This window comes from Pseudomonas sp. Sample_21, from assembly GCF_004307525.1.
In the GTDB taxonomy this organism is placed as follows: domain Bacteria; phylum Pseudomonadota; class Gammaproteobacteria; order Pseudomonadales; family Pseudomonadaceae; genus Aquipseudomonas; species Aquipseudomonas atacamensis.
Genome location: NZ_RCNZ01000035.1, coordinates 22,958 through 40,903, shown reverse-complemented (window position 1 = coordinate 40,903; position 17,946 = coordinate 22,958). Strand labels below are relative to the sequence as shown.

9 protein-coding genes are annotated in these 17,946 nt (G+C 61.7%); 5 read left to right on the top strand and 4 right to left on the bottom strand.

The window, feature by feature from the left end; genetic code table 11:
* Positions 1-226 precede the first annotated feature (226 nt).
* Positions 227-8,074 carry a retention module-containing protein gene (locus D8U71_RS03870; RefSeq protein WP_130887189.1) on the top strand — a complete coding sequence of 2,616 codons (7,848 nt, stop codon included), beginning with the start codon at positions 227-229 and terminating at the stop codon, positions 8,072-8,074.
* 297 nt (positions 8,075-8,371) lie between these two features.
* On the opposite strand, the gene D8U71_RS03865 is transcribed toward D8U71_RS03870, so the two are convergent.
* Positions 8,372-8,767, bottom strand: a complete 396-nt coding sequence (locus D8U71_RS03865) for a YbaN family protein (RefSeq protein ID WP_024012057.1) — start codon at positions 8,765-8,767, stop codon at positions 8,372-8,374.
* A 10-nt stretch (positions 8,768-8,777) separates the two neighbouring features.
* Positions 8,778-9,365 carry a YecA family protein gene (locus tag D8U71_RS03860; RefSeq protein WP_130887188.1) on the bottom strand — a complete coding sequence of 196 codons (588 nt, stop codon included), beginning with the start codon at positions 9,363-9,365 and terminating at the stop codon, positions 8,778-8,780.
* 405 nt (positions 9,366-9,770) lie between these two features.
* On the opposite strand from D8U71_RS03860, the gene recQ reads away from it, so the two are divergent.
* The 3 genes from recQ (at position 9,771) to D8U71_RS03845 (ending at position 14,403) form a co-directional block, all read left to right on the top strand.
* The gene (gene recQ, locus D8U71_RS03855; RefSeq protein ID WP_024012058.1) at positions 9,771-11,900 is read left to right on the top strand and encodes a DNA helicase RecQ; all 2,130 of its coding nucleotides are present in this window, start codon (positions 9,771-9,773) and stop codon (positions 11,898-11,900) included.
* A gap of 132 nt (positions 11,901-12,032) precedes the next feature.
* Positions 12,033-12,467: a MarR family transcriptional regulator gene (locus D8U71_RS03850; protein WP_016771142.1), complete on the top strand. Its 435-nt coding sequence runs from the start codon at positions 12,033-12,035 to the stop codon at positions 12,465-12,467.
* Positions 12,468-12,594: 127 nt separating this feature from the next.
* Positions 12,595-14,403 carry a FimV/HubP family polar landmark protein gene (locus D8U71_RS03845; RefSeq protein WP_130887187.1) on the top strand — a complete coding sequence of 603 codons (1,809 nt, stop codon included), beginning with the start codon at positions 12,595-12,597 and terminating at the stop codon, positions 14,401-14,403.
* Between the two features lie 103 nt (positions 14,404-14,506).
* On the opposite strand, the gene D8U71_RS03840 is transcribed toward D8U71_RS03845, so the two are convergent.
* A complete protein-coding gene (locus D8U71_RS03840; RefSeq protein ID WP_130887186.1) occupies positions 14,507-16,696 on the bottom strand; it encodes a patatin-like phospholipase family protein in 2,190 nt (729 codons plus the stop codon).
* Positions 16,697-16,767: 71 nt separating this feature from the next.
* On the opposite strand from D8U71_RS03840, the gene D8U71_RS03835 reads away from it, so the two are divergent.
* Positions 16,768-17,055, top strand: a complete 288-nt coding sequence (locus tag D8U71_RS03835; protein WP_130887185.1) for a SelT/SelW/SelH family protein — start codon at positions 16,768-16,770, stop codon at positions 17,053-17,055.
* Here the strand turns inward: D8U71_RS03835 and D8U71_RS03830 are convergent.
* Positions 17,049-17,942 carry a DMT family transporter gene (locus D8U71_RS03830; RefSeq protein WP_016771138.1) on the bottom strand — a complete coding sequence of 298 codons (894 nt, stop codon included), beginning with the start codon at positions 17,940-17,942 and terminating at the stop codon, positions 17,049-17,051. The genes D8U71_RS03835 and D8U71_RS03830 overlap by 7 nt on opposite strands.
* Positions 17,943-17,946 lie beyond the last annotated feature (4 nt).

The following is a 17,946-nucleotide window of genomic DNA, read 5'->3' as shown; positions in this document are numbered from 1 at the left end:
GAGCGACAGATTTTTGTCACTCGGGTGATTCACCACCGTTACGTAGCGCTAGTGGGTCGATGGATTGAACAGGGTTGGCAAGTGCTTGATAGCACTGACAATTCACCTCAAACCGGGCCTGCGAAACGAACTGTCGAGGGTGCGAGCGTCGCCCCCGGCAACCCGATTGAGCCATGGGCTGCTTCGCGAACCAGTGCCGACGGTGGTCGGCAGCGGAGGATTTCACATGGCAGCGCTCATTGGTACGGTCACAAAAGTCATTGGTCAGGTGTTCGCCCAGGCGAGCGACGGCATCAAGCGTCCGCTGTTCGAAGGCGATCGTTTGTACGCTGGCGATCAACTGATCACCGGCGCGGAAGGCGCGGTGGCAGTGAAACTGCAAAACGGCGAGCAATTGACCCTCGGCCGCGGCAGCAGCATCACCATGACCGGGCAATTGCTGGCCGACCAGGCTGTGCCGGTGAACGTCGACGAAGCGCAGACCCCGAGCCAGGCGCAACTGACCGATGTCGAGCAGATCCAGCAAGCCATCGCCGCCGGTGAAGACCCGAGCAAAACCGCCGAAGCCACCGCTGCCGGCCCCAACGCGCCCACCGGCAATACCGGTGAACTGGGCGGCGGGCACAGTTTCGTTCTGCTCACCGAAGTCGGCGGCCGAGTCGATCCGATCATTGGTTTCCCTACCGCCGGCTTCAACGGCATTCCCGAATTTCCCGAGTATCGTCGCGACGCGGACATCGACAATGGCGACGACACGCCAGCGCCGGTCGTGGTGCCACCGCCACCGGTGAACAATCCGGTCATCCTCAACGGCCTCAATGGGGCGGATGGCGAACTCAACCTCAATGAAGCCAATCTGCCTGAAGGTACAGCGGCCAATCCAGGCGCGCTGACGCAAAGTGGCAGCTTCACGGTCTCGGCAGCGGATGGTTTGAACAGCCTGAGCATCGGCGGCATCAACGTGATTGTTGGCGGCGTGCCGATCGGCTTTCCCCAGTCGATCACCACGCAACTGGGCAACACCCTGACCATCACCGGTTACAACGCGGCGACCGGTACGGTCAGCTACAGCTACACCCTCAACGGCAACGAAACCCACGCGGCCGGCGACGGCGTGAACAATCTCAGCGAACAATTCACCGTGATCGCCACTGACAGCAATGGCGACAGCGCCACTGGCACCCTCGACGTGAATATCACCGACGACGTGCCCAAAGCGTTTGATGACGCCAACGGCGTTGCCTCGGAAACCTTGCTGACCCTGACCGGCAACGTCCTCACCAACGACATACAAGGCGCTGACCGCGTACCCACCGGACCGGTCACGCCGGGTACTTTCACCGGTACTTACGGCACGTTGGTGCTGAACGCCGACGGCACCTACACCTACACGCTCAATACCAGCGATGCCGATTTCAAAGCCTTGACCGGCGGAGGCAAAGGAACCGAAACGTTCGCCTACACGATCACCGATGCCGACGGCGATAGCAGCAGCGCCAATCTGGTTCTGCAGATCCACAACAACGACGATCCAGTCACCATCGATGGCCTGAACGTCGCCGGTGGCGAGCTGACGGTTTACGAGAAGAACCTTGGCGATGGCAGCGCCCCGGATGCTGGTGCGCTGACGCAAAACGGCACGTTCACCATCACTGCACTGGACGGCGTCACCACGCTGACCGTCGGCGGCATCGCCGTGGTGACCAACGGCGTCGCCGCAGGCTTCCCGCAGTCAATCACCACGCCATTGGGCAGCACGCTGACGATTACTGGTTTCAACGCTGCGACCGGCGTGGTCAGTTACAGCTACACCCTGGCCGACAACGAAGCACATCCGAACGCCAACGGCGCGAACAATCTGCCTGAGCAGTTCGCAGTCACGGTCGTTGATGACAACGGCACGACGGCCACCGGCACCCTCGACGTCAACATCGTCGACGACCTGCCGAACGCCAACGATGACAGCAACGGTACCGCATCAGAAAGCCAACTGACCCTGACCGGCAACGTCCTGACCAACGACGTGCAAGGTGCCGACCGCGTACCTACCGGCCCGGTTACTCCGGGCACTTTCACCGGCACGTTCGGGACGTTGGTTTTGAACGCCGACGGCACTTATACCTACACGCTCAATACCAGCGATGCCGATTTCAAAGCCTTGACCGGCGGTGGCAACGGAACCGAAACCTTCGCCTACACGATCACCGATGCCGACGGCGATAGCAGCACCGCCAACCTCATTCTGCAGATCCACAACAACGACGATCCAGTCATCATCGACGGCCTGAACGTCGCTGGCGGCGAGCTGACGATCTACGAGAAAAATCTCAGCGACGGCAGCGCACCGGACGCCACCGCGCTGACACAAAACGGCACGTACACCATCACTGCACTGGACGGCGTCACCACGCTGACTGTCGGCGGCATCGCCGTGGTGACCAATGGCGTCGCCGCAGGTTTCCCGCAATCGATCACCACGCCACTGGGCAGCACGTTGGCGATTACTGGTTTCAACGCTGCAACCGGCGTGGTCAGTTACAGCTACACCTTGGCTGATAACGAAGCGCATCCGAACGCCAACGGCGCGAACAATCTGCCTGAGCAGTTCGCGGTCACGGTCGTTGATGACAACGGCACCACCGCCACCGGTACCCTCGACGTGAATATCGTCGATGACCTGCCGAAAGCCAACGACGACAGCAACGGTACCGCCTCGGAAAGCCAACTGACCCTGACCGGCAACGTCCTGGCCAACGACGTGCAAGGCGCCGACCGCGTACCGACCGGCCCAGTCACGCCGGGCACTTTCACCGGCACGTTCGGCACTTTGGTTCTGAACGCCGACGGCACTTACACCTACACGCTGAATACCAGCGATGCCGATTTCAAAGCCTTGACCGGCGGCGGTAACGGCACCGAAACCTTCGCCTACACCATCACCGATGCCGACGGCGATACCAGCACTGCCAATCTCGTATTGAACATCCACAACAACGACGATCCGGTGCTGCTCAATGGCCTCGACGTCAACGGCGGCGAACTTACCGTCTACGAAAAAAACCTCAGCGACGGCACCAGCCCCAACACCCCGGCGCTGACCCAGAACGGCACTTTCACCGTCAGCGCTCTCGATGGTCTGCAGACCCTCACAGTCGGCGGCATCGCGGTGATCACCAATGGCGTGGCCGCAGGCTTCCCGCAATCAATCGTCACCCCGCTGGGCAGCACCTTGACCATCAGCGGTTATGACCCGACGACCGGCGTGGTCAGCTACAGCTACACCCTGGCCGACAACGAAGCCCATCCAACCGCCAACGGCGCCAACAGCCTCACCGAGAACTTCGACGTGGTGGCGACGGACACCGATGGCAGCACCGCCAGCGGCCAGATCAACGTCAACATCGTCGACGATTTGCCGACCGCGCATGCGGACGCGGCTTCGGTGGCGGAGGGCGGTACTGTCAGCGGTAACGTACTCAACAACGATATCGGTGGCGCTGACGGCCCGGCGGTCACCGGTGCAGTGGTTGGCGTGCGCGCCGGTGCTGACACCTCGACTTCGGCCATCGGCGGGCTCAATTCGCAGATCAACGGCACCTACGGCTACCTCACGCTTGATGCCAACGGCAACGCCGTTTATCACAGCAATCCGAACACGGTGAACGGCCCGGGCGCGGTGGATGTGTTCACCTACACCGTGCGCGATGCCGACGGTGACGAAAGCACCACGACGATCACCATCGACGTCTACAACAGCTGCCTGAAAGCGGTCAGCGACACCGATGTCACCGTCTACGAAAAAGCCCTCGACCTGAACCAGGATGGCCAGGATCTGGCAGCGGGCAGTGTGGTCGGCAGCGATCCGAACAGCACTGGCGAAACCGCTTCCGGCACCCTGGTCGGCTCGGTCACCGGTGCGGTCGGCGCGATCAGTTATGCACTGGTCGGCAGCGCCACCGGCAATTACGGGCAGATCGTCCTCAACGCCAATGGCACTTACACCTACACCCTGACTTCGCCGGCTACCACTACGCCGCACGCTGACGACGGCGCCAACAGCCTGAGCGAAACCTTCACCTATCAGGCGACCGACTCTCTCGGCAACGTCGTCACCAGCACAATCGTCGTGAGCATCGTCGATGACGTGCCGAAAGCGCTGAATGACAGCAATGCCGACAACGCGACCGAAGCCCAGGTGACCCTGACCGGCAACGTCCTCGACAACGACGTGCAGGGCGCCGACCGCGTCGCCAGCGGCCCGGTAACCGCCGGTACTTTCACTGGCACTTACGGCACGCTGGTGCTCAACGCCAACGGCACTTACACCTACACGCTGGACGCCAACGACGCCGATTTCAAAAACCTCCAGGGCGGCGGCAACGGCACGGAAACCTTCGCCTACACCATCACCGATGCCGACGGCGACACCAGCACCGCCAATCTGGTGCTGAACATCCATAACAACGACGATCCGGTGTGCCTCGACGGCCTCGATGTGAAGGGCGGCGAAATCACCGTCTACGAGAAAAACCTCAGCGACGGCAGCAGCCCCAACACCTCGGCGCTGACCCAAAGCGGCAGCTTCACCGTCACTGCGCTTGATGGCCTGCAAACCCTCACGGTCGGCGGCATTGCGGTGATCAGCAATGGCGTCGCCGCCGGTTTGCCGCAATCGGTGGTCTCGCCATTGGGCAGTACGTTCACCATCACCGGTTACGACCCGGCCACCGGAGTGGTCAGCTACAGCTACACCCTGGTCGACAATGAAGCTCATCCGAACGCCAACGGTGCCAACAGCCTCAGCGAGAGCTTTGACGTGGTCGCCATTGATACCGATGGCAGTACCGCCAGCGGTCAGATCAACGTCAATATCGTCGACGATCTGCCGACTGCCAACGCCGATACCGGCTCGGTAGCGGAGGGCGGCACGGTCAATGTCAGTGTGCTCGGCAATGACCTCAGCGGCGCCGATGGGGCCGCAACGGTGGTCGGCGTGCGCGCCGGCAGCAACACCGCGACGTCGGCCAGCGGCGGGCTCAACAGCAACATCAACGGCAACTACGGCTACCTGACCCTCGACGCGGCGGGCAACGCGGTTTACCACAGCAACCCGAACTCGGTGAGCCCGCCGGGCGCGACCGACACGTTCACCTACACCATCCGTGACAGCGATGGCGATGAAAGCACCACGACGCTGACCATCAACGTCGCCGACAGCAAGCTGGTCGCCTCGGTGGATCAGGATGTCACGGTCTATGAAAAAGCCCTCGACCTGAGCAAGGATGGCCAGGATCTCGCCCCCGGCACAGTCACCGGCAGCGAACCGGGCAACACCGGCGAAACCGCCAGCGGCACGCTGGTCGGTTCGGTCAGTGGCGGCAGCGGCGCGATCACGTACACCCTGGTCGGCAACGCCACCGGCAGCTACGGGCAACTGCTGCTCAACGCTGACGGCACCTACACCTACACGCTGACCTCGGCACCGAAAACCGCGCCGAACGCCAACGACGGGCCGAACACGCTCAGCGAAACGTTCACCTACAAAGCCACCGATGCACTGGGCAACAGCACCACCAGCACGCTTGTGGTGAACATCGTCGACGACGTACCGAAAGCCGTTGCCTCGGATCGCTCGGTTACCGCAGTGGAGATTGATTCCAACATCCTCATCGTCCTCGACATCTCCGGCAGCATGGCCGATCCCTCTGGCGTGCCGGGCCTGTCGCGGCTGGCACTGGCCAAGCAGGCCATTGGCGCCTTGCTCGACAAGTACGATGATCTGGGCGATGTGAAAGTGCAGTTGGTGACGTTCAGCAGCAGTGCCGCCGACCGCACCACGGTGTGGGTCGATGTCGCTACTGCCAAGACATTGCTCGCCGGCCTCAACGCCGGCGGCGGCACCAACTACGATGCTGCCGTATCGGTAATGCAGACCGCGTTCAACACCTCCGGCAAACTCACCGGGGCACAGAACGTCGGCTACTTCTTCTCCGACGGCAAGCCCAACGAGGGCGACATCGGCACGGCTGACGAAGCCGCGCTGAAAAACTTCCTCGACGCCAACAACATCAAGAACTACGCCATTGGTCTGGGCAGTGGCGTGAGCAACGCCAACCTCGATCCCCTGGCCTACGACGGCATCAACCACACCAACACCAATGCGGTGGTGGTCACCGATCTCAACCAGCTCAACTCGGTGCTCTCCGGCACTGTGCAGGGCGCGCCGGTCACCGGTTCGCTGCTGGGCGAGGGCGGCTCGTTCGGTGCCGATGGCGGTTTCATCAAGTCGATCGTGGTCGACGGCACGACCTACACCTACGATCCGAAAGCCCTCAGTGGCCAGGGTTCGTTGACTGCGAGCGGCGGCGCCAACCACGGCACTTTCAATACCGCCAACAACACCGTCAGTATCGCCACCAACAACAGCGGCAGGCTGGTGATCAACCTCGATACCGGCGAATACAGCTACACCTCGCAGAAAACCACCGCCGTGGTCATCACCGAAAACATCGGCTTCACCGTCAGCGACAACGACGGCGATCTGGCCAGCTCAACGTTGACCGTGAAAGTGATTCCCAACGCGCCACTGGTGGCGATGGACGATCACGTCATCACCAACGTGCTCTCGGGCAACATCGTGGTGCCGGGTGAGCTGCTGCTGGCCAATGACAGCGATCCGAACGGCGACACCCTCAACGCCACACCCACCAGTTTCAATACTGGTTGGATTTCCAAAGCGGCAGACTTCACCGGCAGCGGCCTGATCGGTTTCACTGGGCAGAACAATAATGCGGCCAACCAGAACCTGGCCAACGTGCGCAGCGCCTTCAGCGCCAATGCCGCGACCATGACCGCCGCGCTGGTGGTCAGCGGTTATCTGGGCATGGTGAGCAACAGCAATGCCAACGATGAAGACCGCATTACCGTCAATCTGCGTCAGGGCGAAACCCTCAATCTGGATCACAATCTGGGTGCCGGTAAGATCAGCATGGAATATTCGCTCAATGGCGGTGCCTGGATGGCGCTGGCGGACGGCCAGACCCTCAGCGCCTCGGCGGACGGCGTCTACCAGATCCACATCACCAACATTGGAAATGGTGGCGGCAACCCGAACGCGGCGGAAAACTACCAACTGACCATGACCCTCAACTACGCCGGGGCCCATGACACTACACCGGACTACCACGGCACCTACACCGCCAACGACAACCACGGCGGCAGCGACACGGCCAACGTCAGCATCAGCTATCAGGACGGCCACACCCTGACCGGCACTGCTGGCGACGATGTGTTGGTAGCGGGCAGCGGCAACAACGTTATCAACGCCGGCGACGGCAATGACGTGCTCAGCGCAGGCTCCGGCAACAACGAAATGCACGGCGACGGCGGCAACGATTTGCTCTACAGCGGCGCGGGCAACGATCTGCTCGACGGCGGCACTGGCAGCGACACCGCCAGCTACGCCCACGCCACGGCCGCGGTCACCGTCAATCTCGGCCTGCTCGGTGCGCAGAACACCCTCGGCGCCGGTACTGACACCTTGACCGGTATCGAAAACCTGATCGGCTCGAACTTCAACGACAGCCTCACCGGCGACGGCAACAACAACGTGATCAACGGCGGCCTCGGCAACGACTTCCTCAATGGCGGCGCTGGCGATGACTATCTGATCGGTGGCATGGGCAACAATACGCTGACGGGCGGGGCAGGGGCCGACACCTTCCAGTGGCTCAAGGGCAACAGCGGCCACGACCTGATCACCGACTTCACCCCCGGTACCGACAAGCTCGACCTGTCGCAACTGCTGCAAGGCGAAAACGCCAGCACCGCGTCGCTGGACGACTATCTGCACTTCACCGTCAGCGGCAGCGGCGCCTCGGTGATGACCAGCATCGACGTCAGCGCCATGGCCGGCGGCACGCCGAACCAGACTATCGACCTGGCCGGCGTCAACCTCGCCAGCCATTACGGCGTGACACCGGGGGCGGGCGGCATGGTGGCTGGGGGGCATGACACGGCGACGATCATCAGCGGCATGCTTAATGATCATTCGTTGAAGGTGGATACGGTCTGACCTGAGGTCTGAAACGACAAAACCCGCCGCCCCGGTTGTTTCGGGGGCGGCGGGTTTTTGTGTCTGTACAGATGTGTTGGCTGTGAGTCCGCCTTCGCGGGCAAGCCCGCTCCCACAGGGTTCTTCAGTGGATGCAGAATATGTGTCCGACCAGGATCAATTGTGGGAGCGAGCTTGCTCGCGAAGAGGCCGGGTTGATCACCAAGTAACTCAGCAGACCAACATCACTTCGGCAACTCCAGATTATCCAGCACCCGACTCACTGCCAGTTCGCCAAGCATGATCAACTGGGAGGTATCAAGTTTTACGCAACGTCTTCTGCCGCAAAATATACACCGTCACCAGCACCGCACTGGTCAACATGAACCCCCGCGCCCAAACCAGCGGCACCAGATAACACGAGAACAGGATGCTCACCCACATCAGCCCGATCGCGTAGACCTTGCCTTTGAGCGGGATGCCGTTGCCTTCGAGGTAGTCGCGAATCCATGGCCCGAGGCGCGGGTGTTCGACCAGCCAGCGATAGAAGCGCGGAGAGCTGCGCGCGAAGCAGGCCGCGGCGAGCAGGAGGAAGGGGGTGGTGGGCAGGACCGGCAGGAAGATGCCGATCACCCCCAATGCGACGCTGAGCCAGCCGATGGCCAGCAGGACGTAGCGCAACATCAGGGGGCGGTTGCCTATGGGGTTGTCCATAGGCCGGGTCTTAGTGGTGACGAGGCTTGAGGATCGCCGGTTTTTCGTCGGGGGCCTGGCACAGCAGGTACAGCGCGGTCAGGGCTTCCGGGATCTGAACGATCATGTCGTCCATCAGGTTGGCGTCCTTGGCGATGTCTTCGAACTCAGGCTGCTCGTCGAACAGGCCGGAACCGACCATGATCGGCAGGAGCATTTCGCTGACTTCTTCTTCGGCGGTTTCGAACCAGGCCGCTTCACGCAGGAACACGCCCTCCATGAAACCGATGCACCAGCCGCGCAGTTCGGAGTCGTCCGGCTCTTCGCCCAGATCCAGTTCGCACGGCAATTCGAATTCTTCATCCGAGGCCAGTTGGCGAGCGATGTGCGCCTTGAGGCCGATCAGCGTGGCTTCGATTTCGGCACGCTGGGCTTCGTCGATGTAATGCGGCTCTTCGGCGAACAGCGCGTCGATCCACTCGCGCTCCGGAACGTCTTCGGAGCAGATCGACAGCGCGGTCAGGTAACCGTGGGCGGCGACGTAATCCAGCGCCTCGTCGTGCAGCTCGTCGGCGTCGAGGAAGACTTGCAGGCGGGTCAGTTGCTCAGCGAAGGACATTACGGGGCTACCTTGGGGAATAAACAATGCGGGAATTCTAGGCCTTCTTGCGCGCTCTAGCCAGCCGCTTGGCAGATTTGCCCGAATTACCGGCCTCACTGGAAAGATGAATAACCCTGTGGGAGCGAGCCTGCTCGCGAAGGCGCTGTATCAGGCACTTTTCTATCGACTGACAGGTCGCTTTCGCGAGCAGGCTCGCTCCCACAGGGTTTTGTGTGTGGCAGGTTTATCAGTGTCTTCTCAGCGGCACCCTCTGCGGCGAAGGCCTCGGGTATACTGCCGCGTTTTGCGATCCCTGCCGGCGCTGCGCTGGTCATGCAATGTGTTCTTACGTTTTGTTTAAGCAGCCGAAGCTGCTCTGAACCAGCCTGAGCAGGGATGTATCGGTAGATTTTTGGAGTTTTTATGCTCGAACAGGCTCAACGCGTCCTCAAGGACATCTTCGGCTACGACAGTTTCCGTGGCCGTCAGGGTGCGATCATTGAGCGCGTGGCCAGCGGCGGTGATGCGCTGGTGCTGATGCCTACCGGTGGCGGCAAGTCGTTGTGCTTCCAGGTGCCGGCGCTGTTGCGTGAAGGTCTGGCGGTGGTCGTGTCGCCGTTGATCGCGCTGATGGACGATCAGGTCGCCACCCTCGAAGAACTGGGCGTGGCCGCCGCTGCGCTGAACTCCACGCTGAGTGCCGAGCAGCAGCGCGACCTCGCTCTGCGGATCAAACGCGGCGAAGTGAAAATGCTCTATCTGGCGCCCGAGCGCTTGGTGCAGCCGCGCATGCTGGCGTTCCTGCAAAGCCTGGAAATCGCTTTGTTCGCCATCGACGAAGCGCATTGCGTATCGCAATGGGGCCACGATTTCCGCCGCGAATACCTGCAACTGGGTCAATTGGCAGAGCTGTTTCCCAACGTTCCGCGCATTGCCCTCACCGCGACCGCCGACAAGCGCACCCGCGAAGAAATTGTCGATCGCCTGCACCTGCAGAATGCCGAGCGCTTCCTGTCGAGCTTCGACCGTCCGAATATTTTTTACCGCATCGTCCCGAAAGAGCAGCCGCGCAAGCAGTTACTGGCCTTCCTCGCCGAACGGCGCAGCGATGCAGGCATCGTTTATTGCCTGTCGCGCAAGAAGGTTGAAGAAGTTGCGGCGTTCCTCAGCGAACAGGGTTTTCCGGCGCTGCCGTATCACGCCGGTCTACCCAACGATCTGCGCGCCTATCACCAGAAGCGCTTCCTCAATGAGGAAGGCCTGATCATGGTTGCGACCGTGGCGTTCGGCATGGGCATCGACAAGCCCAACGTACGCTTTGTCGCGCACCTTGATCTGCCTAAATCCCTCGAAGCGTATTACCAGGAAACCGGGCGCGGCGGCCGTGACGGGCTGCCGGCGGATGCGTGGATGGCTTACGGTCTGCAAGACGTGGTGATGCTCAAGCAGATGCTGCAGAACTCCGAAGGCGACGAGCGGCACAAGCGTCTGGAGCAGCACAAGCTCGACGCCATGCTCTCGCTGTGCGAAGAAACCCGCTGCCGCCGGCAGGCGTTACTGGCCTATTTCGACGAAGACATGCCCGAACCGTGCGGGCATTGCGACAACTGTGTCGACGGCGTGCAGACCTGGGACGCCACCGAGCCTGCACGTCAGGCATTGTCGGCGATTTTCCGCACCGGCCAGCGTTATGGCGTCGGTCATCTGGTCGACGTGTTGCTGGGCAAGGACAACGAAAAGGTGCGCAGCTTCGGCCATCAGCATTTGTCGGTGTTCGGCGTTGGCAAGGCGTTGAGCGAGAGCGAGTGGCGCTCGCTGTTTCGCCAGTTGGTGGCGCGTGGGTTGGCCGATGTCGATCACGAGGGTTATGGCGGTCTGCGCTTGAATGACAGTTGCCGGCCGCTGCTCAAAGGCGAAGTGAAGCTGGAACTGCGCCGCGACCTGAAACCGCAAGTCACTGCCAAAACGGGCAGCAAGAGCCAGGCCAGCCAACTGGTGCGCGGCGAGGAACGCGAACAGTGGGAAGCCTTGCGCGCACTACGGCGCAAACTCGCCGAAGAACACGGCGTGCCGCCATATGTCATCTTCCCCGACTCGACGCTATTGGAAATGCTCCGCAGCCAGCCAACCTCGCTGGCGGAAATGGCCCGGGTCAGCGGCGTCGGCGCACGCAAGCTGGAACGTTACGGCGAAGCCTTCCTCGAAGTACTCGGCGGCGAGGCGGAGGCGCCGAAGGTGGTCGCCGATGTCCGTCACGAGCTGATCACCCTGGCCCGCGCCGGCATGACCCCGCTGCAGATCGCCGGGCAGTTGCAATGCTCGGAGAAGAACGTCTACGCCATGCTCGCCGAAGCCATCGGCAAGCAACAATTGTCGCTGGAGCAGGCGCTGGATTTGCCTGAGGAATTGATGGGCGAAGTGCAGGACGCGTTTCTCGACGGGGAGGGCGAGTTGCCGTCCGTCGCTGAAGTGGCTGAGCTGTTTGCCGGGCGTGTGCCGGAAGGCGTGCTGTATTGCGTGCGGGCGGCTTTGCAGTCTGAATTCGAGATGTGAAACGACGTATGCGCCAAGCCCCGTGCAGTTGTAACGATTCAGTACAGAGCGACTCTTGCCTATAACTGCCGCCCATGCTTAGCTGACTAATAATTAGATTTTCCGTATTTTCAGTCTAACCGTGAGTGTTTTATGCCGTTAACCGATCAACATCGCTTTGGTATGCAACTGGCCCAGATGTCCCGTGGCTGGCGTGCCGAACTGGATCGTCGTCTCGCCGGGCTGGGCCTGTCGCAGGCGCGCTGGCTGGTGCTGCTGCATCTGGCGCGTTTCGAAGAGGCGCCGACCCAACGCGAACTGGCGCAGAGTGTCGGCGTCGAAGGCCCGACCCTGGCGCGCTTGCTCGATAGTCTGGAGAACCAGGGACTGGTGCAACGCCAGTCAGTGATGGAAGACCGTCGGGCGAAAAAAATCGTGCTCTGTGCACCTGCCTTGCCTCTGATCGAACAAATCGAAACCATTGCCACGCAACTGCGCCACGAATTGTTCGAGGGCGTCGATGAGGCGGATTTGAAGGTGTGCATGCGCGTACACGGGCACATTCTGGCCAACCTGGAAAAATCTTGAGGCACATCCCGCCAGTGATTTTTTGAGAGATCGCGCTGAGCCGACTATAAGAACTACTGGGCAATATCGTGTTCGTACCGGATGTGCGAACGCATAGAAACCGGTTTTGCTTATTTAAGGGATGCTCATGCTCGCAAGTCGGCACGTGCTGCGCGGGGGCGCCAAATGGCTGCTGCTCGCTGGCGTATTCAGCTATTCGACCTGGTCGATGGCGTTGGGGTTGGGCGAGATCACTGTTCACTCAGCCCTCAATCAGCCGTTCAAGGCCGACATCGCGCTGGTCGATGTCGGCACGTTGACGCAAAACGATCTCTCGGCCAGCCTGGCTTCGGCGGATGAGTTCGGCCGGGCGGGCGTCGAGCGGGTGTTCTTTCTCAATGATCTCAAGTTCACCCCGATCCTGCGCGGCAGCCGCCAGATGATCCGGGTGACGTCCGGCAAACCGGTCAACGAACCTTTCCTGAACTTCCTCGTGCAGCTCGATCAGCCCAACGGCCGTCTGTTGCGCGAGTACACGGTGCTGATCGACCCGCCGGGTTCGCCGGGCATCGTGCCCGCCACCGACGAGCCGGATCCGCGCCCGCAATCCTCCGAATTTCCAACCGTCGAACCGGTTACCGCACCGCCTCAGGCTGCCCAGGGCAAACGCACTGCGGCGCCTGTGCCGCCAACGCCGGCGGCACCTGCCAACGATGCGCAGGCCGAGCAACTGGCCGCCAGCGTGCTGCTCACCCAGCAACTGCAAAAGACCCTCGACGAACAGAACCTCAGGCTGCAAGAGCAGCAAGTGCAAATAGCCGACGGCAAGAAGCAGATCGAGGAGTTGCAAACCCGTCTGGCCGAAGTGCAGAAAGCGCCGCCACCACCTGTGGTCGCGCCGGCTCCGGCCGCTGTTTCAGCCCCGGTCGAGGCGGCAGACGATGGCGTGAACTGGCCGCTGCTCGGCGGACTGATATTGCTACTGGGCGTGCTGGCTGCGTTGCTCATACGTCGCCGTCAGCAACGTTCGACAGCAGATGGCACGCCGCTGCCGCTACTGCCCGTGAGCGCCGAAGAAGACGTCGACGAGCCCGAGCTTCAACAATCTGTCGGTGCGCACGCGGCCGCTGATCATCGTGACGAGCCCGGTGCCGGCGACGTGCTGGAGGCCGTGGGCATCTATCTGGCCTACGGTCGACTCAGCGAAGCGGCCGGGCTGCTGCGCGATGCCTTGCACAAGGAGCCTGAACGCATTGATCTCGGTCTGCAGTTGCTGGAGGTTCTTGGGCGCCAGGGTGACAGCGGCGCTTTTGAACAGCAGGAAAACCGCCTGCGTGCGCTTGGCGTCGATGACCGTGAACTGATTGAAATCCGCGCTCGCCATGCAAAACTGGCAGGCGCCGCACCGGCGGCATTTGCAGCAACGCCAATCGCGCCCGAACTGCCCGTGGCCTCGGCAGCGACCGCAGCCGCGCCGCTTGCAGCGTCGCCCAGCGCTCTCGAGGATGATTTCGAATTGAATCTGGGCGAGCTGTCGATGGATTCAAATTGGGATCTGAACGATAGCCGCACTGATGCCGCCGCACCGCCGATTGATGATCCAGAGCTGGGCACCAGCCTGTCGGTGCTACCTGTCGATTTCGAACTGCCACAGGCTGCATCTGCCGAAGAAGCCGAACTTGAATGGATCCCCGAACCCGACGCCCAGCCGCTCGACGATGACTTTCTCAACGAGTTCGGCGATCCCGAGCCGTCGCTGGTGCTGGAACCTCTGGATCTGCAATTACCCGAGTCCACCGACACTGACACCGAGGCCGCCGGCAAGCTCGAACAGGCACAAACCTGCATCGACGATGGCGACATCGACAGTGCGATCGCGCTGCTCAATGAATTGCTCAGGGAAGGGGATGAGCCGTTGAAGCAGACGGCAAGGACGTTGTTGGCGGGGATTCGCTGAGCGCCAACGGATTTCGCGTTCATCCGACACCGCCTTCGCGAGCAGGCTCGCTCCCACAATGGAATGTGCTTTCCCTGTGGGAGCGAGCCTGCTCGCGAAGGCGTCAGAACGTCTGCCCCAGATTCAGATAAACCGCCTGCTCATCCGCATCATTCAACCCATACGTGAAGTTCAACGGCCCCAGCGGCGTGTCGAAGCCGATAAACACACTCGCGGCATTGATGTAGCCGCTGTCGAACTCATTGTCGTTGTTCCACGCCCGACCGCGTTCCAGCGAGGCGCCGGCGTACAGCGGGAAGTCCAGCGGCAGATACGAGCGCGGCGTCAGGCGGCGGTAGTACACCGCGCGCATCAGGCTGACATTCTGCCCGGACAGCGCGTCCTCACGGAACCCCGACAACTGCCGCGCGCCGCCGAGCAGGAAGCTTGAGGTGACCACATTGGCATCGTCCAGCGTGCGGCCGTAGCGCCCGCCGAGAATCAGCGTATCCGGCCCGTGGCTCATGGCCTTGTCGAAATTCAGTTCCCACTGGCGATAGCGATTGTCTGAACCCAGGCCCGGTTCGAACTGGGCAAACGTCAGGCTGACGTCCTTGCCCTCGTGCGGAAAGTAGACGTTGTCCAGCGAGTCGTAGGAATACTTCACGGTATAGAAGCCTTCGTTGAAACTCTCGCTCGGCAGATCCTGATCACCGATGCGCACATCAGCTTTGCCCCAGGCCTGGCCGACGCCGAGTCGCACTTCACCGTTGTTGCCGATCTGCCGCCCAAGATTGAGGCCGAAGCCGTAGCGCTCGACGCGATACTGGGCGATCGGATCGTTATCCAGCACCGAGTCAACGTTCTGCGCCTCGAACGACCCGTAGGGTGCGACGAAGTAACGCGAGCCGACGTCCAGCGGCTGATAGAACTCGCTGTACAGCTCCTGCTTGTCGCCGATCTGCGCGCGGGTCAGCCATTCCGCACCGAGGCGGTTGATGCCGTTGACGCGATAGCTCGCACCAAGGTTGAAAGCACTGTCGCCGCGCATGTCGTCCGACAGATTGAGGCCGACCCGCAAATAATCGGTGCCGCTGCGCTTGCCGCTGGCACTGATGACCAAGGTGTGATCCTGGCCTTTGTGCACCACGCGGTAACGTACTTGATCGAAGTAATCGAGGCCGTACAGCGTGCCCATGTCCGAATGCAGGCGGCCCAGGTCCAGCGGCGCGCCGATCGGTTGGCGGATGTAATAGCGAATCACGTCATCGTCGACTTTCGAGTCATTTTCGATGCGGATCCCGGTAATGATCGGCGTGCGTTGCCCAGGCTGGCGGGCGGCGTTCAATTCCGCGTCCTGGGTTTGAGTCGGCTTCAGCTGCGCCAGCCGCGCATCGAGGATTCGCGTGGCGCGATAACCGGCGTCGATCATCTCTTGAGCCTTGCCGAAATCGGTCACGCCGAACGCGGCCAGCGCAGGCTGGATCAACACGTCATTGGCATGCAGAGTCGCCAGTTGTTCTTCGGAGTTGCGCCGGGTCATCAAGGTGATCGACTGATTGAGCACGTCCACCACGGTAGTCAGTTGCTTGCGATTGCGCAGAGGTGTGCCGATATCGACGACGATGGCGATGTCGACGCCCATCTCCCGCGCGACATCCAGCGGGATGTTGTCGGTCATGCCGCCGTCCACCAGCAGGCGCCCATCGAGCTCGACCGGGGCGAACACCGCCGGGATCGACATGCTCGCGCGGATCACTTGCGGCAGGTGACCTTTGCGAAACACCACTTTTTCGCCATTGGCGATGTCAGTGGTCACGGCGCGAAACGGGATCGGCAGTTTGTCGAAGTCGCGGGTGTCGCTGGTGTGCGCCAACAGGCTTTCCAGCAACAGTGCGAGGTTCTGGCCCTGAATCACCCCCAATGGCAGGCCGAGACTGCCGTCGTCGCGGAAGCTGAGTTTCTGCTTCACCAGAAAATCGCGGTCGTCCTGCTTGCGTCGAAATGGCACGTCCTCACGCGGCGGCGCATCGGACAGCGCCGCTTGCCAGTCGATGCTCAGGGCGAGTTTTTCCAGTTCGTCGACCTTGTAGCCCGAGGCGTACAGGCCGCCGACTACCGCGCCCATGCTGGTGCCAGCAATCGCGTCGATCCTGATGCCTTGTTCTTCCAGCGCCTTGAGCACGCCGATGTGCGCCAGCCCGCGCGCAGCACCGCCGGACAGCACCAGGCCGACTTTCGGTCGTGGCGCCTCACTGGCGAGAACCAGCAGGGGAAGGAAACCAAGCAGCAGGCAGAGCAACAAACGGCGCATTGTGAGTCTCGGGGCAAGCGGTAAAGCCGGCTATTATAGCGGCGCCCTCTGTCTCAGGAGTTTCAGCGATCATGACCGTTGCCAAAGCCGAAGTTGTCATCACTTATTGCACCCAATGCCAGTGGCTGCTGCGCGCGGCGTGGCTGGCTCAGGAACTGCTCAGCACCTTCGCTGACGACTTGGGCAAAGTGTCGTTGGTGCCGGGCACCGGTGGGGTGTTTCATATCACTTGTGCGGGTGTGCAGATCTGGGAGCGCAAGACCGACGGTGGTTTCCCTGAGGCCAAGGTATTGAAGCAGCGAGTGCGCGATCAGATCGATCCTGACCGCGACCTCGGCCACAACGACCGCTCTCAGTGAGAGGCGGCCTCGGCGGCGACGGTTTTCTTGTCGGCCGAGCCTGACATCCGCGCCGACACCACAATCGCGACGATGATCAGCGCGCCACCGATGAGCATGCGCAGGGTTGGGGTTTCACTGAACAGCAGCCAGGCGATGGTGATGCCGTAGACCGGTTCCATGGCGAACACCACTGCCGCCGTGCGTGCCTTGATCACCGCCAGACTGGCGACGAACAGGCTGTGCGCCACGCCCGTGCAGAACACTCCGAGCAGGGCGATCCACAACCAGTCCAGCGCTCGGACCTGACTCAACTGCGGCGCCGCGACCGGCAACAGACACAGCGCCACGACGACGTTCTGGCACAACGCCGCCTGCACCGCCGGGATGCGTCCGGAACTGGCGCGGTTGGTCAGCGACAGCAGGGAAAACAGCAGGCCGGACAGTACGGCCCAAAGCAAGCCGACGGTGGCGCCGCTGCCCAGATCAAATGCGGGCGTCACCAGCACCAGACCGATGCTGACCAATACCACCAGGACGATTTCATTGGCACGGATGCGTTCGCGGAAAATCAGTCCTTCGAGAATCACCGTAAACGCCGGGAAACTGGCAAAGCCCAAGGTGGCGATGGCCACCCCGGCGATCTTCACCGATACGAAAAAACTCACCCAGTGCCCGGCCAGCAAAACGCCGCTGAGGGCGAGGCGCCGCCAGTCCACGGCCTGAAGTTTCTGCCAACCATGCTGGCTGGCGAAACGGGCGAAAAATGCCAGGGCGAGCACGGCAAAAGCCGCACGTCCAAAGACGATCACAGCAGGGGATGCGGCAGCGAGTTTGCCGAACACACCGGTCAGGCCGAACATCAAAGCGCCAATATGCAGAGCGCCGAGGGCGGTACGCGGAGTCATTGCA

Bases quoted from the DNA above. Each gene is read 5' to 3' on its own strand.
- D8U71_RS03870 (WP_130887189.1), top strand. From the start codon at position 227: ATGGCAGCGCTCATTGGTACGGTCACAAAAGTCATTGGTCAGGTGTTC.
- D8U71_RS03865 (WP_024012057.1), bottom strand. From the start codon at position 8,767: ATGGACAACCCCATAGGCAACCGCCCCCTGATGTTGCGCTACGTCCTG.
- D8U71_RS03860 (WP_130887188.1), bottom strand. From the start codon at position 9,365: ATGTCCTTCGCTGAGCAACTGACCCGCCTGCAAGTCTTCCTCGACGCC.
- recQ (WP_024012058.1), top strand. From the start codon at position 9,771: ATGCTCGAACAGGCTCAACGCGTCCTCAAGGACATCTTCGGCTACGAC.
- D8U71_RS03850 (WP_016771142.1), top strand. From the start codon at position 12,033: ATGCCGTTAACCGATCAACATCGCTTTGGTATGCAACTGGCCCAGATG.
- D8U71_RS03845 (WP_130887187.1), top strand. From the start codon at position 12,595: ATGCTCGCAAGTCGGCACGTGCTGCGCGGGGGCGCCAAATGGCTGCTG.
- D8U71_RS03840 (WP_130887186.1), bottom strand. From the start codon at position 16,696: ATGCGCCGTTTGTTGCTCTGCCTGCTGCTTGGTTTCCTTCCCCTGCTG.
- D8U71_RS03835 (WP_130887185.1), top strand. From the start codon at position 16,768: ATGACCGTTGCCAAAGCCGAAGTTGTCATCACTTATTGCACCCAATGC.
- D8U71_RS03830 (WP_016771138.1), bottom strand. From the start codon at position 17,942: ATGACTCCGCGTACCGCCCTCGGCGCTCTGCATATTGGCGCTTTGATG.